The following is a 15,807-nucleotide window of genomic DNA, read 5'->3' as shown; positions in this document are numbered from 1 at the left end:
CTGTTTTCGGTCTAAACGCGCCTATGACAAAGAGAACACGGTGTATAAAGCGAAACTTTATAAAGTATCTACCTTAGTAAAAATATAAAAAGGAAAGAACCTGATTTGATTGATCGTTCATCAAAACGGCTGCTTTCCTTAACATTCACTTTTAAATTTTTCACAACGTGTATAAGGTTAACAAAGACTCATTAATTTTGTCAATAAGTTTGAAGGTCTATTTATAAAGGAGGTAACAGGTCATTTTACTTATTGATAAGGAAAAATAATAGGTGAAAAAAGAATCACTTTAAAGTAAAATCATTGGAGGAAAAGTATGGTTAAAGAGTAATTACTTTTCAATTGGAAAAAACATACTTAAAATAAAAGTAAGAAAATATTTCATTTACTTACAAAATATTATAGAAAAATGGATGGAGTAATATGGGGTAAGTGTTAACTATATCGAACAAAGGGTGTATAAGATGGATAAATATCAAATTGCATTATTAGCTAATGTGCGTAAGCAGCTGCAAGAGTGGACTGATCAAAATGAAGAAATACTTCATGAAGAGGTGTACCGCTTTTTGCATTCAATTTCTGGAACGTCTGCAACTATTGGACTGCATTATTTAGGAGATCGCTCCCGTGAGTTAATGGAAGCTGTTGAAAAAAAACAGAAAAAAACCTGGAATTACGCCGAATTGAATACTTTTTTATTAGATATTATTAAAATTTGTTATCAAGATGAAATTCAATCCGTAGAAGATATAAATAAACCGCTAGAAATCAGTGAACAAACAGCTAATATTTTACTTGTGGACGATGATCTTTCAATGCTGATGTATTTAAAAGAACAGTTTGAAAAACAAGGCTGGTACGTATTAGCAACTGCATCTAAAGAAAAAGCCATTACGGCTTTTTACGAATTAAAGCCGGATTGTTTTGTTGTAGATGTACATATGAAAGACGGTAGCGGATTTGACATTCTTTCATTTTTACGTGATAAAACAAAGCAACTGTTCGTTCCGATTGTCATGATGAGCGTTGATAATCAAAGAGAGGCGCGTTTGAAGGCTTTTAAATTAGGGGCCGATGACTTCCTTGTTAAACCTCTTGATATGGAAGAAAGTCTACTTCGAATTGGTCACCATATTGAACGAAAGCAGATGTTTAACTCCTATTTAATGTTTGATGAATTAACAGGAGCTTATAACCGAACGTATTTAAAAGAAATCTACAGTCAGCAGCTGTCGAGCTTCGACCGCTTAAAAGATCCTTTTTGTTTAGCGATTTTAGATTTAGATTTCTTTAAGAAAATAAATGATCAATATGGACATCTTATGGGAGACCGCGTGCTGCAAGAATTTGTAGAGTATATGAAGCATGAAATTCGTCCAACAGATCACATTTTTAGATATGGAGGCGAAGAATTTATTCTTTTACTGCCAAAAACCAATATAAAAGAGGCAGAAACAGTATTAAATAGGCTATTGGATTTCTTTGTGAAAAAAGTTTTCACACATCAAAGCGATTCGTTTTATTGCAGCTTTTCCGGCGGAGTTGTAGAAGTTCATAACAATGAATGGCCGTTAGAAAAAGCTCTTCATCAAGCTGATGAAGCATTATATATAGCGAAGGAATCAGGACGTCAAAAAATTGTAGCTTCTTCTCAAAGCAAGCTGGTTAAAAAGCGAACGCTTCGTATGGCTATTATCGATGATGATTCTATCATTCGAACGATGCTGAAAGAGCTTTTAAGTAAGATTGATGTAGGAGATCGCTATGAAGTGAAAATAGAAGTGTTTAAAGACGGCATCGAATTTTTTGAGTCCCAATGGATTCACTCTAGCGATCAGTACTTTATTATTTTAGATGGAATGATGCCTAAGATGGATGGCTTGGAAGTTCTGCAAAAATTAAGACAGCAGAAACGTCACGATCAGTACACGGTTATTATGCTTACATCACGAAACAGTGAACAAGATATTCAAAGAGCATTAGAACTTGGGGCAGACGATTACATGACAAAGCCATTTAAGTTAATGGAGCTTGAAGCGCGCGTACGTCATTTAATGAAGAAGGTGAAATAAATGGCGATGTCAATTCAAGTGGTATATATCTTATTTAGCGGATTGCTATTGCTGTTGGTTTGTTTTTTAAGTTATTTACTTATTCAAAAAGCGCGTTTAAACGCTTTTCGAGCAAAAGTAGAATCCTATAAAGAGAGTGTTAAAGAATCTCTTTTCATTTACTTATATAGAAAAGATGAAGAGCATCGGGTGGAGCCTAAAAATAAAATAGAGCTGACAGGTGTAGAAGAACTATTGAGCGGCTTTTCTGCAGCCGTGCAAGGCGATGACATTCTAAATAACATCACGCTCTATGCGGAGAAGGTTTTTACACCTAAATATAAAAAAGAGCTGCATCATTCTAGGTGGAGTGTCAGAATGAATGCCCTTTATGCTATTGAAGACTTTGGTCTTACTACGCTAACAGACCAATTACTAGAAATGTATGAGAAAAAAAATAGTACAGCGGCTGAAAAAAATCAAATTTTAAAGATTTTAGTTAAGCTGAACCGCCCTGAGTTTGTTATATACATGACGAATGCCTGTAAACCGCTGTCTGAATTTATGTACCGCTCTTTGTTTGGAACTATGAACAGTGAGCAGTTTCAGCAATTTATTAATAAATTTGAAGACCTGCAAGAAGAAATTCAGCTGCCACTCATTGATATGATCGGTATCAATCGTAAATTAGAGTATATAGATTTCTTAAAAGTGTACATGAAAAGTTCATCAGAAGAACTGCGAATTCGTTCGTTGAAATCACTTAACGCTTTATCTTTTCCATTAAAAATAGAGGAGCTCACGAAACATCTTCAATCAGATATGTGGCAAGAAAGAATGATGGCTACAAAACTAGTAGGCAAAACGAGAGATGAGAAGGGATTGTCATTTCTCGAGCAGTCGCTAAAAGATTCTCATTTTCTTGTGCGTTCGAATGCTGCTCAGTCAATGATGAAAATCCCAACAGGTACAGAATACTTAGTTCATGTATATAAAACGACTGATGACAAGTTTTCGAAAGATATGGCAGCAGAATGGCTTGAAAAAGGAGGAATTACGGTTGTGGAATAGTGTTTGGCATCTTTTATTGTCCATTTGCGGATGGGCTGTATTTGCATATATGATTTTTGTGCTTTGTTTTTATTTTATGATGTTTATCATCTCTGCTTTTCAACTGCGAAAGCAATATCAATTAAATGATGAAGAACCTTATGAAGATTTGCTTGCGGTCAGCTATACAACGCCGTTATCTATATTAGTTCCCGCTTATAACGAATCTGTCGGGATTATTGGAAGCGTGCGTTCGCTGCTTGGAATTGAATATCCGGAATATGAAGTAATTGTAGTAAATGACGGATCTTCAGATGATACGCTAGAAAAGCTCATCGAAGAGTTTTCTCTTGTGAAAATGAATCGAGTTGTGAGAAAGCAAGTGGAGACGAAAGAAGTAAAAGCTGTATATTGTTCTAAATTATACGATTATTTATATGTAGTCGATAAACAAAATGGGGGAAAGTCAGATGCATTAAATGCAGGAATTAATTTATCCAACTATCCTTATTTTTGTTCGATCGATGGCGATTCAGTGTTAGAAAGAGACGCTTTTTTAAAAGTTATGAAGCCAATTATTGATTCAAACGGAGAAGTAATTGCTTCAGGGGGAAGTATTCGAATTGCTAACGGATGTAAAATCGAAAACGGTGCGGTCGTATCGATTGGACTTGATACGCAGCCGCTTGTTGTGATGCAGATTATTGAATATTTACGTGCCTTTCTTATGGGGCGCATTGGTCTCAGTCGCCATAATTTATTACTTATTGTGTCAGGGGCATTTGGCGTATTTTCTAAGCGCTGGGTAATTGAAGCTGGGGGTTATTCTCATACAGTCGGCGAAGACATGGAGCTTGTTGTTCGCCTGCACCGACTAATTAAACAGAAAAAAGCCAACAATCAAATTGTTTATATTCCAGATCCCGTATGCTGGACAGAGGCACCCGATGAAATCAAATATTTGCGAAGACAGCGAAACCGCTGGCACCGCGGTTTATTTGATAGTCTTTGGAAGCATAAAGAGATGCTGTTTAATCCGAAATACGGAAGTATCGGAATGATTTCTATGCCTTATTTTGTGTTTATTGAACTAATCGGGCCGGTCATGGAAATGTTAGGCTATTTGTTTATTGTTATTTCTCTAGTTGTAGGCGGGATTTATGTAGAATTTGCTTATTTGCTTTTTCTCTTAATGGTTGTATATGGTTCTCTTTATTCGATGGCGGCCGTTTTGCTAGAAGAGTGGAGTCTTCGCAAATATCCAAAAGTATCTGATATCGCTAAGCTGTTTGTCTTTTCCCTGACTGAATCCTTTTGGTATCGCCCTCTAACTGTTATATGGCGCTGTCATGGATTGTTGGATGTTATTCGCAATAAAAAAGGCTGGGGAGACATGCAGCGAAAAGGAGTTTCACAATGAAAAAATGGTTATTAATCGGCAGCATTATTTTGGTTATGGCAGTAACAGCTTCCCCATTTCTTATTTGGCAGCTAAAGAAACCGACTGATTTGAATATGCTTGTCATTGATAAAACAGTGCCGGATCAAACGTTTCGAGAACATCAGGGCTTAATGTGGATGCTGAATCAAGCGAAAGTACGGAAAGAGGGGAAGCCTTATGAAATCTCAAAAGATTATGCAGGGTTTTATCCGAATGGAGATAAAACATACAGCATTAAATCTCTGCCAAAGACAAACTCTGCAGATATGATTTATATCACGGACACGTACGGCGTATACAAAGAAGATTTAGGCGTAAAAGCTAAAGAAGGAGATCGCTCTCAGCTGGTGTATGGCGGCATGACTTCTGAAGACGTGAGCTACGTTAAGAAAGCGATGAATGGACGTACAAAAACGCTGATTGGAGAGTTTAATACATTTGGAAGCCCTACTTCTTTAGACGTTCGTAAAGAACTGTATGAATTGTACAATGTTACGTGGTCCGGCTGGATTGGCCGCTATTTTGAGGAATTCGGCAGTGAAGAAGTTCCTGCTTGGGTGAAAAGTGCTTACAAAAAGCAGTACAACAAAGAGTGGAACCTTACAGGCAAAGGCTTACTGTTTGTTAATGAATCTAATAAGCTCGTTATTATAACGGAAAAAGAATTAAAAGAAAATCCAGTATGGTTTCAATATACAAAACAAGGAAAGAAAACATTGAATTTACAGGATGAATCTGCTTATCAATATTGGTTTGACGTAATTACACCGCATCAAAAAAGTGATGTGCAGGCTCAGTTTGTCTTTCACTTGGATTCTGAAGGAAAAAACAAGCTAAAGGAAAATGGTATTCCTTTGTCCATACCAGCAGTCGTTCATCATAATAGAGAGCGATATGATACCTATTACTTTGCAGGAGATTTTGCAGATCAAGGAGAAGTACCTTCCATTTATCAAACCTCTTTTTACCCGGTTTGGAAGAAGTGGACAGAGAAAATTGGAAAAGAAGATGAGTCTTCATTTTACTGGACTGTTTACCTGCCGCTAATGAACAAGATTGTGGAGCAACGGAAAAACGAATCGCAGCCAGCCGCTGCTACTTTTAATGAAAATATGGAAATTTATGAAGATGCTGACCATAAAGTAGCAGGGAAAGTAGGAAAAGATTATTTACAAGTTTATCAAAATGGCAAGTGGAAGAATTTGTTGATTAAAGGAGTGAATATGGGCATTAGTAAGCCAGGACATTTCCCCGGTGAGACTGCTATTTCGAAAGAAGAATATTTGCGTTGGTTTAAAGAAATTGGAAAGATGAATGCAAACTCAATCCGCGTATACACCATTCATCCTCCCGCCTTTTATGAAGCACTTGCTGAGTATAATCAAAAAGCCAAGAAACCCATTTATCTTTTTCATGGGGTATGGGTGAATGAAGAAGTTTTCTATGATTCACAAGATGCTTTTGCAAAGGAAAATACAAAAGAATTTGAAGCTGAAATGAAAAGGATTGTAAACGTTATTCATGGAAATGCAACACTGCCAAAACGAACGGGACATGCTAGCGGAACGTATACAGCAGACGTTTCTCCTTATGTGTTGGGGTGGATTATAGGAGTTGAATGGGATCCCACGGTAGCTCTTTCAACAAATGAAAAACATAAAGGAATAAAAGATTTTAAGGGGCAGTATATCTATACCGAAACAGGCAACCCCTTTGAAATTTGGCTTGCTCAGCTTATGGAAAAAACAATTTCCTATGAGCAGGATAAATATGATTGGCAGCGGCCTATGAGCTTTACAAACTGGGTGACGACGGATTTGCTTACTCATCCATATGAGCCTTCTGAAGACGAAGATAAAGTGTCTGTTAATCCTAATTTAATTCACACAACTAAAAAATTTGAGCCGGGCTTATTTGCTTCTTATCATATTTATCCGTACTATCCTGATTTCTTAAACTATGAACCTCGTTATCTCGCTTATAAAGATCATCGAGGAGAGAAAAATAACTATGCAGGCTATTTGCAAAATATGAAAGAAGTTCATCATATGCCCGTTCTTGTTGCTGAATTTGGCATTCCGGCTTCGCGAGGACTCACTCATAGAAACGTATACGGATGGGATCAAGGCTTTCACACGGAACAAGAACAAGGAAAGATTCTGTCACGCTTATATGAAGACATTGTCGAAGAAAAAATGGCTGGCGGTATGGTCTTTACATGGCAAGATGAATGGTTTAAGCGAACGTGGAATACGATGGAGTACGACAATCCGAATCGAAGGCCATTTTGGACGAATTTGCAAACGGGAGAGCAGCATTTTGGACTGCTGAGTTTTGATCCAGGAACGAAGCTAAAAGTTAAAGTAGACGGTAAATCAGATGATTGGAAAAAGCTGAACAGTAAGTCGGCATATAAGCCGTCTAAGAAGTTAAAAGCATTGAACATTACAAGTGATGAAGGTTATTTATATCTACACGTGAGTACAAAAGAACTGGAAAATCAAAAGCTTTATTTCTTGTTTAACACGATTAATAATCAGGGACAGTCAAAGATACCTCAAATCCCTTCCTTAAAAACAAAAGGAATTGATTTTGTAGCAGAATTAAACGGGAAAGAAGACAGTCATTTATGGATAGACAGCTATTACGATACGTATTATTTTTCATATGCTCATCAGCTTCAAATGATTCCGGCGGTAAAAGGAACCAATACAAAAGACAACGGCATGTTTAATCCAATCAGGCTCGCCCTTAACAAAGAGTTAGCGATTGGAGAGGGGGAAAATAAGAGAACCATTCCTTTTGACGCCTATGAAACAGGGAAGCTCCAAGAAGGAAATAGCGACCCTAACTCTTCTTCATTTGATTCGCTTGCGGATTTTAAAGTAAACGAATCAAATGGAAGTGCTGAACTTCGCATTCCTTGGGCGCTTTTAAATGTAAAAGACCCGAGTCAAAAAGAAATAATGGGAGATATTTGGTCCAAAAAAGGATTGGAATCCAGCGAGAAAATAAAAGGAATTCAAGTGGGAGTCGTAGCTGTTAATAAGAAGAGCAATGACGTTGAAGATACGTTTCCGACTCAGAAAAAAGGAGAACTTTTATTAAAAGATTTTTACTTATACAAGTGGAAAAATTGGGAGTATCCAACTTTTCACGAACGACTAAAGCCGTCCTACTTCATATTGCAAAAAACGTATGGACGACTACAAGCGGAGGAATAACAATGGCCAAAATTTTATTAGCGGAAGATGAAGAAGTGCTTCGTATGTTGGTGGTGGATACGCTTGAAGATGAAGGACATGATGTGACGGAAGCAGAAAATGGCGAAGAAGCTTTGGAGTTTATTAAAGAACGTGATTTTGACTTAATTATTTTGGATTATATGATGCCCGTATTCACCGGGCTTGAAGTCATTCAGCAGCTGAAAGAAATGAAAGATAAGTGCCATACAAAAGTATTGATGCTTTCAGCTAAGAATCAAGCTGCTGATCAAAGTCGAGTGTTAGAAGCGGGGGCTACGCATTTTATGTCTAAGCCGTTTAGCCCGCTTTTACTGGCCGAACGTGTTGAGGAAATTTTACATGAACACTAAACTAAAACGAAAAAGTATTTCAACTCAGTTTATTATCTTGGCAAGTGTCCTTTTACTTGCTTTTGCGGCGGGTTCAACTGTTCTTGTCGTACGACAAAAAGAAATTACAGCTGATTATGCCCAGTACAGGGCACAGGTACGAGAAAAGGCACAGCTGTTATCTACAATTGATAAATCAATGAACAGAGCTTTTTTGCAGGCTCGTGGTTTTATTGCTTTTGATTCAGAGGATATGTACAAACAGGCTACAAGTCAGCAAAGAATCATTGAAGAAAATCTTAATCGACTTTCAGGTTTAGCTGCAGATAGACGTGAACGTACGTTTGTAAATGAAGCGACTGTGATGCTAAATACGTACTTTAATCAAACGCTTCCTTATTTTAAAGATATTTATGACAAAGAAGGTATTGAAGGAGTCCGCTCTAACTCTGAGCGGAAAGCTGCTTCTAAATCAATTGAACAAATGCAAAGAGAACTTGATGATTACCAAAACGAACTAGCCAAAGACTTAAATGCACAGTACGATGATACGTCGAGTGACATGCAGAAAAGTCAAACGCTTTTTATTTTATTTTTAGCGTTTACAGTGGTCATTTTATTGTTACTTACACGGGTACTGCTAAATAAGTTTGTAAAGCCACTGAGTCAGCTAGCATATACGGCAAGCGAGATTGCTGCCGGAAAAGAAATGCCTATAACATTTGACGAACATAGAAGAGACGAAATCGGTATGCTATCTCAGGCCTTTTACAAAATGGTATCGACTTTGCAAAATAATGAACAGGAGTTAACGGCTCAAAACGAGGAGCTGATTGCACAGCAAGATGAGTTGCACAGCCAGCAAGATGAACTTCAGCACGCATTAGAACTGACAAAGGAACGAGAAGGAGAGTTAGAATTGCGCAATTTATTTGTGCACGGACTAACAAATTCTCTTCACAAGCAAGAAGTTCTCACGAGTGCTGTCACAAACATGAGCCGGGTGATGAAAGCTGATCACGGCTTTATTATGCTAGCTGATGAAAAGACACATGCCTCATTTGGGCTTTCTTCATCAAGTGTTCAACAGATGGTAGCAAATCTTCATAATAATTATGTTGATCATGTACAGCAGACGAAAAAATGCATGGTAGTAAAAAGAGAGTGTACAGAACATGAGCGCCTATATCATCAGCAAACGTTTTATTTGTATGATGTTATCGTACCGGTGCTGTCTTCACAGGGAGATATGCTAGCCTATATGTTTTACAGCCGCTACGCGGATGAATACACAGAACATGAATTACAGACATTTGAAATACTGGCCAAACAAATCACAATTGCTCTTGAAAAAATTTATATTTACGAAGAGTCTGAGCACGACCGATTGCTATCTCAAGATATTTTAAATTCGATTCAAGAAGGAATGCAGCTTGTAGATACAAGCGGTACGATTCTACAAGTGAATACGAAGATTAGCGAATTGTTTCAATATGAGCATCAAAGCGGGCTTCTTCAGCTCTCTCTCGATCAATGGCTAGATGCGCTCTCTCAAAAAGTCGAAAATATAGGGCAGCTAAGACAATACGTTGAAGCCGTTTGTAAGGGAGAGCAAGTAGAAAAGTCTTTTGTTTATTACCTGCACACGGAAGGTAAGAGAAAAGTTATAAAAGTTTATAGCGAATACGTATATCGAAACCGTCAGATGTTTGGCGTATTGTTCGTTCATCGTGATATTACGAAAGAATTTGAAGTTGATCAGATGAAGTCGGAATTTGTAAGCACTGTGAGTCACGAGCTGCGCACACCTTTAGCAAGCGTATTAGGGTTCACTGAGCTTATGCTAAACAAAACATTAAAAGAAGAAAGGCAGAAGAAGTATTTAACTACTATTTATCAGGAAGCACAGCGGTTAACGTCTTTAATCAACGATTTTCTGGACGTCCAAAGAATGGAAGCGGGGAAACAAACCTACGATAAAAAGTATCAAGACATTCTGCCGCTTATTAAGCAGGTGATTGAGGTCCAGAAAATACAAACAAATAAGCATGAATTTGATATGATTTCTGATCAAGAGCATTTTACAGTAATGGGAGATAAAGATAAGCTGCTGCAATTGTTTAATAATGTAATTAGCAATGCAGTGAAATATTCGCCCGATGGAGGGAACGTTACAGTTAAAGTGTATCAAAAGGAACACGCTGTTTATATTGATATTCAAGATGAAGGAATTGGTATACCAAGTGAAGCGCTAGGTCAATTGTTTACCAAATTCTACAGAGTAGATAACTCCGATATGCGCAAAATTGGCGGAACGGGTCTAGGATTAGCAATTGTAAAAGAAATTGTAAAAGCTCATGGTGGAGACATTACTGTACAATCGGAATGGAAAAAAGGAACAACATTCACGGTTGTTCTCCCGCTTCTATATGAAGTTCAGTACGATGAAGAGATGATAAGTACGAATGATAACCGTAAAAGCGTAGTGATTGTAGAAGATGATAAAAGTTTAGCGACGCTTTTACAGGTAGAATTAAAAGAAAGCGGTTTTCACGTTCGGTATTTTAACAATGGAGAAGACGCATTAAACTCTATTCATCAGCAAAAGCCTGAAGTGGTTGTTCTAGATATTATGCTAGGAGAAAATAAGTTAGACGGATGGGATGTTTTAAGACATCTCAAAGAAAATACAGAGACAGAAAAAATTCCTATTTTAATCTCATCTGCTTTAGACGAAAGAAGCAAAGGATTAGAGCTTGGAGTGTGTGAGTTTCTGATTAAACCTTATCAGCCTAGTAAATTATCCAAAACGATTCTCCATCTGCTTTTGAAAAGGCAAGAGCATGAAGGAGAAATTATGATTCCTTCGGATAAAGAAGAGTAGAAATGTGGGCAGCTCCGTTATTTTTGCGGAGCCTCACCATATAAAAAGAAAATTAGTAAAGTAAGATAAAAAAACATTGAAAACGTTCTCAAATTGTGGTTTTATAGAAAGTAGGCATAACATGATGACCTTAGAATTACCTTTTTCCACCTCCTTACATGCGTAAGGAGGCTTTTTTGTATAAATATAGTAAGATAAGATAACAAAACCTGATGCAGAATCGTTTATTGAATTTCAGCTAGTTAAGAAAGTTTGATAGCGAAAGGCATGAAGCTCTGGGAATTATTTCACAAAGGGAGGGGAGTCTATCCAAGAAGTGAAGGTAGTTCAATTTTTATAATCATAGTATAATAAAAAATACGGTTATAAAAGCTGTGTTTGTTATACATCTTTTATATAGAAGGTAAGATTGAATTTTATATTTGCTTAAAGGAGGTCTTTCCTTGGATATTGCGTATATAATTGCTGAAGAAAGAATTAGACAAGCAATAAAAGACGGTGACTTTGATAAGCTGCCTGGGGAAGGAAAACCATTAAAGTTAGAAGATTTGTCACATATACCTGAAGAACTGCGCCAAGCATATAGAATGTTAAAAAATGCAAATATGATAAGTGATGAACAAGAGCTAAAACGAGATATGGCTACAATAGAAGAATTGATTTCTATATGCACAGATGCTAATGAAGAACAAAGGCTAACAGAGATGCTTACGGAAAAGCGTTTGCGCTTTGAGCAGCTCGTTGACAAGAAAAAGATGACAAGTTCTGCAGCTTATAGGACGTATCAGAATAAAATTTACTCCAAATTTTTTTATTAATGAGTGTAATGGACGAGACGATCGGAGGGTGAGAACTTGCGGCTGTTAATTTTATTGATCAGTATCATACTATTTATTTCGCTTTGTTTTTATATTTTTGCCCCACAAATAAAACGAGGTGCCCAATCGAAAAATGTGCCGGTTTTATTTATTCATGGCTATTTAGGCAGTCAAAAAAGCTTAGGGAAAATGATTAAACGATTTGAACAAAACGGATGGGGAACTAAAGTAGGCTACTGCGTTGTTCAAAAAGATGGAGCTATTCAGTGGAAGCATATTATGAAAGCAAAAGAGGGAAAACTTCCGCTTATTCATATCGTCTTTAAAAAGCCAGATGCCAGTATTGCACAGCAGCAAAAATGGATTGAAGCTATTATACAAGATGTACGTGATACATATAAAGCATCTTCTGTTGATTTAGTTGGACATAGTATGGGAGGAGTAACGGCAGCAGCTGTTAGTTTGTCTAACCCTCAATATATTCAAAAGTTAGTTACGTTAGGGTCGCCAATTCAAGGATTAGATTATCAGGAGTTAATGGAGATGTACCCTCATGCATGCAATCATATTGAATCTATGGGTGCTCGTGATTTAGCTTTTCACTCTATAGCGTTAAATAAGCTGTACGAAAGTCGTCAAGATTTCTCAAAAGAAATCGACGTTTTTTCAGGAGCAGGAGACGTTGGAGATAAGACAGATGGAGTGGTAACAGTAGAAAGTGCGTACGGACTGCAAGAGTTTACCGAACACATTCATCTCCAAACGTTTCATGAAGCACATTCGGATTTACATGAAAGCTCAGAGGTTGATAAAGCTGTCTATCAATTTCTAAAACGAGATTAAAGGGGGATTACGATGCTTTACTTAATTAGGCACGGCCAAACAGATTGGAATAAAAACAAACTTATTCAAGGGCATGCTGATATTCCGCTCAACGAAGCGGGAAAGCAACAAGCTAAACGCGTAGCGGAACGTTTTCGAGATATCCATATTGATGTAATCTATACAAGCGATTTGCTTCGTGCGCAGGAGACGGCTAGGGAAATTGCAGCAGCTGCTAAAGTAGAGAAAGTCGAGGTTTGTGAGCAGCTGCGTGAGCGCTCTTTTGGAGAACTAGAATCAAAGAATGTAGAAGTTCTGCATGAGCTTGTGCCAAACTATGCGACAAATTGGGGAGAAGAGCCTTTATATAATATCGAAACACTCGAAGCCGCTCAAGAACGGATGGTTCAGCGGTTAACGGAAATTATGAAGAAGTCTATCGGAAAGAAAGTAGCAGTTGTTAGTCACGGGGCAGCAATTAATACATTCATTCATCATGTAACAAGCGGAGAACAAGGAACAGGGACTACTATTTTACAAAATACATCACTTACAACTTTTGCTTATGAAAGTGGAAAATGGCGTCTTGAAACGATCAACGATGCCAAGCATCTTGAATAAATATACTTAAAGAGGCTGTGACAGTAGCATTTTAGTTGAGGGGAAATCCGAACGATTAATCGTTCGGATTTTTTTATGGTGATGGTGAACGTAGGTTTCGTATATGTAAGTACTTCTAACTGTTGATTGGAGGGCAAGGCGAAGACTCCTGCGTGAAAAGCGGAAGGGATGAGACTCCGCATATTAATTTTATATATAAATATTTATACAATTGATTTTGATAAAAATGCATAGTAAAATAAGTTTTATTACTATTCTATTAAAGCGTTTAGTATAACTGAATTTCCTAATATTGTTTAATAAGTAACTATATTTCGGAATAAGATTAATTGATTTGTATAATTTCAAGGAGGATGTAGTATGTCAAAAGATTGGAGTCACTTATTTGAAAGAATGCCTGAGTTGCTAGCACCGACGATGGCTAAAGACCATCCGAATCTGCCCGTTGTGAAAGAAGAAGGATGTTATTATTATGGATTGGATGGTAAAGAATATCTCGATTTTACTTCTGGAATCGCTACGACAAATGTAGGACACAGACATCCGAAAGTAGTAAAAGCAATTAAAGACGGAGCAGATCAATTATTGCACGGTCCTTCAGGTGTGATTATGTACGAATCGATATTAAAATTAGCCGATGAGTTAGGAAAAGTAACGCCGGGCAATTTAGACTGCTTTTTCTTTGGAAATAGCGGCACCGAAGCAATTGAAGGAGCCTTGAAATTAGCGAGGCATGTTACAAAACGTCCGTATGTTATTTCTTTTTTAGGGTGTTTTCATGGCCGCTCGATGGGAGCTTTAAGTGTTACAACATCGAAAAGCAAATATAGACAATTTCAGCAGCCTTCGGGACTGACATATCAAATTCCATATGCCAATCCAAAAGAGTGCTCTGCGGAGCTAGACAGCGATGTATACTTTACTGAAAAGCTTGAAAAAGATTTTGAAATACTCTTTAAGCACCAAGTCACGCCTGAAGAAGTAGCGGCCGTTATTTTGGAACCAGTATTAGGAGAAGGCGGCTATATTATTCCTCCGAAAAGTTGGATGAAGAAGTTAAGAGAGATTTGTGATCGTCATGGAATATTACTTATTTTCGATGAAGTGCAAACAGGGTTTGGCCGTACCGGCGAATGGTTTGCTGGACAAACGTTTGATGTCGTACCAGATATTATGGCTATAGCAAAAGGAATTGCTTCTGGAATTCCGCTTAGTGCAACGGTAGCTTCTCAAGAACTAATGAAGCAGTGGCCTCTTGGCACACATAGTACAACATTTGGAGGAAATCCTATTGGATGTTCAGCAGCCCTTGCAACTCTTGAAGTGATGAAAGAAGAACAACTGCTGGATAACACGAGAAAAATGGGCGCTTATGCGTTAGAAAAGCTGCATCTTTTAAAGGACAAACATTCAGTTATTGGGGATATCCGTGGTTTAGGACTTATGATTGGAATTGAAATTGTTAATCCGGATACGGGAGAAGGCGATGGAGACGCCTTATTTGAGATTCTGGACTTAGCTTTAGAAAAAGGCGTGTTATTTTATTTTTGCGGAAATGCAAGTGAAGTTATTCGCATGGTACCTCCGCTTACTGTAACAAAAGAACAGATAGATGCCGGCATTCGTATGCTAGATGAAGCTATTACTTCTTTTGAGAAAAAGTCAGCTGTAAAAGCGTAATAAAAAAATATAAAAAATTTATATATTTGTAACCTAGTTGTCATAGTAATGGTAGCGATATCATAGTTTTAGAGGGAAAACAATTTTCTGAAAAGTAGTTGACATCTGTTTGTGCAGCATGTAACATAATATTTATCTTATCAACAATTATCAACAAAATTCGACAAACTTCTTATCAAGAGAGGTGGAGGGATAGGCCCTGTGAAACCTCGGCAACGGACTTTATAGAACCGTGCCAACTCCCACAAGCAGTGCTTGAAAGATAAGAAGAGACCAGGTTTACTAACAATTGTGATCCCAACCTCTTCTTACAGGCACCTAGACACTGTAAGTGGAGGTTTTAATTTTATGACAAGAATATGACATTTAAATAAAAAACAGCAGGCGAAATTACCTGCTGTTTTTATATGCTGTAAAATGATAAATAACCTACCAGAATTCCTAGTAAAAGTACCCCGGTCGTAATACTAATAATCCACCACATCATTTTTTTCATCGTTTATTCCTCATTATCAATTGACTGTAGCTGTAGATCCGCCTGAAACGCCAGAAGCCGTACCATAAGCGGTTTGTCTTTTGATTCCAGCATTTTTAGCTGCAACTTTCCACTGCCAGTCAATTCGCCCGTAGGCGCGATTATTTTGTACCCAAGATTTTGAGCTCTTTTTTGTAATAGACACAAGGGGGTTTACATTTTTTGTGACCACACCTCGTACACTTTTAACTGAAGTTACCGAGGAGCTTCTCGTTGAAGCGGCGCACGAAAAACGCGAAAGCGTTTCACGATAAATGCGAAAACGCAGTCCCTCAGCTTCTAAGAAGGGTTAATATCGGCTTGCATAACTGAACCAAGTACAGGCACAACA

The 15,807-nt window shown here is 37.6% G+C and carries 11 protein-coding genes and 1 riboswitch; of the genes, 10 read left to right on the top strand and 1 reads right to left on the bottom strand.

Annotated elements, in window-relative coordinates; all coding sequences use genetic code 11:
• Positions 1-464 precede the first annotated feature (464 nt).
• From ACO1DI_RS14985 to ACO1DI_RS14940, 10 genes are all read left to right on the top strand, one after another.
• Positions 465-2,072, top strand: a complete 1,608-nt coding sequence (locus tag ACO1DI_RS14985) for a GGDEF domain-containing response regulator (protein WP_014461368.1) — start codon at positions 465-467, stop codon at positions 2,070-2,072.
• The gene (locus tag ACO1DI_RS14980) at positions 2,073-3,122 is read left to right on the top strand and encodes a HEAT repeat domain-containing protein (RefSeq protein ID WP_423145438.1); all 1,050 of its coding nucleotides are present in this window, start codon (positions 2,073-2,075) and stop codon (positions 3,120-3,122) included. It begins immediately after the preceding gene.
• On the top strand, positions 3,112-4,521 hold the full coding sequence (locus tag ACO1DI_RS14975; RefSeq protein ID WP_423145437.1) for a glycosyltransferase family 2 protein: 1,410 nt from the start codon (positions 3,112-3,114) through the stop codon (positions 4,519-4,521). The genes ACO1DI_RS14980 and ACO1DI_RS14975 overlap by 11 nt, the downstream gene beginning before the upstream one ends.
• Entirely contained in the window at positions 4,518-7,766 is a 3,249-nt protein-coding gene (locus tag ACO1DI_RS14970; protein ID WP_423145436.1) for a hypothetical protein, read from the top strand. The genes ACO1DI_RS14975 and ACO1DI_RS14970 overlap by 4 nt, the downstream gene beginning before the upstream one ends.
• A gap of 2 nt (positions 7,767-7,768) precedes the next feature.
• On the top strand, positions 7,769-8,137 hold the full coding sequence (locus ACO1DI_RS14965) for a response regulator transcription factor (RefSeq protein WP_115653157.1): 369 nt from the start codon (positions 7,769-7,771) through the stop codon (positions 8,135-8,137).
• Entirely contained in the window at positions 8,127-11,000 is a 2,874-nt protein-coding gene (locus ACO1DI_RS14960) for an ATP-binding protein (RefSeq protein WP_423145435.1), read from the top strand. Before ACO1DI_RS14965 ends, ACO1DI_RS14960 begins: the two co-directional genes overlap by 11 nt.
• Positions 11,001-11,443: 443 nt before the next feature.
• Complete coding sequence (locus ACO1DI_RS14955; protein ID WP_014461362.1) at positions 11,444-11,818, top strand: DUF1992 domain-containing protein; 375 nt, start codon at positions 11,444-11,446, stop codon at positions 11,816-11,818.
• Positions 11,819-11,854: 36 nt separating this feature from the next.
• Positions 11,855-12,661, top strand: a complete 807-nt coding sequence (locus ACO1DI_RS14950) for an alpha/beta fold hydrolase (RefSeq protein ID WP_371905388.1) — start codon at positions 11,855-11,857, stop codon at positions 12,659-12,661.
• A 12-nt stretch (positions 12,662-12,673) separates the two neighbouring features.
• A complete protein-coding gene (locus tag ACO1DI_RS14945) occupies positions 12,674-13,261 on the top strand; it encodes a histidine phosphatase family protein (protein ID WP_423145434.1) in 588 nt (195 codons plus the stop codon).
• A 360-nt stretch (positions 13,262-13,621) separates the two neighbouring features.
• Positions 13,622-14,941, top strand: coding sequence for an aspartate aminotransferase family protein (locus ACO1DI_RS14940; RefSeq protein WP_423145433.1), 1,320 nt, complete (start codon positions 13,622-13,624; stop codon positions 14,939-14,941).
• A gap of 169 nt (positions 14,942-15,110) precedes the next feature.
• A riboswitch (SAM riboswitch) is annotated at positions 15,111-15,210 on the top strand.
• A 243-nt stretch (positions 15,211-15,453) separates the two neighbouring features.
• On the opposite strand, the gene ACO1DI_RS14935 is transcribed toward ACO1DI_RS14940, so the two are convergent.
• Positions 15,454-15,648: a hypothetical protein gene (locus ACO1DI_RS14935; protein WP_423145432.1), complete on the bottom strand. Its 195-nt coding sequence runs from the start codon at positions 15,646-15,648 to the stop codon at positions 15,454-15,456.
• Between the last annotated feature and the right edge of the window lie 159 nt (positions 15,649-15,807).

The organism is Priestia sp. 40 (genome assembly GCF_049368575.1).
GTDB classification, from domain to species: Bacteria; Bacillota; Bacilli; order Bacillales; family Bacillaceae_H; genus Priestia; species Priestia zanthoxyli.
The sequence above is the reverse complement of the archived record's forward strand: the minus strand, read 5'-3'. Positions and strand labels throughout refer to the sequence as shown.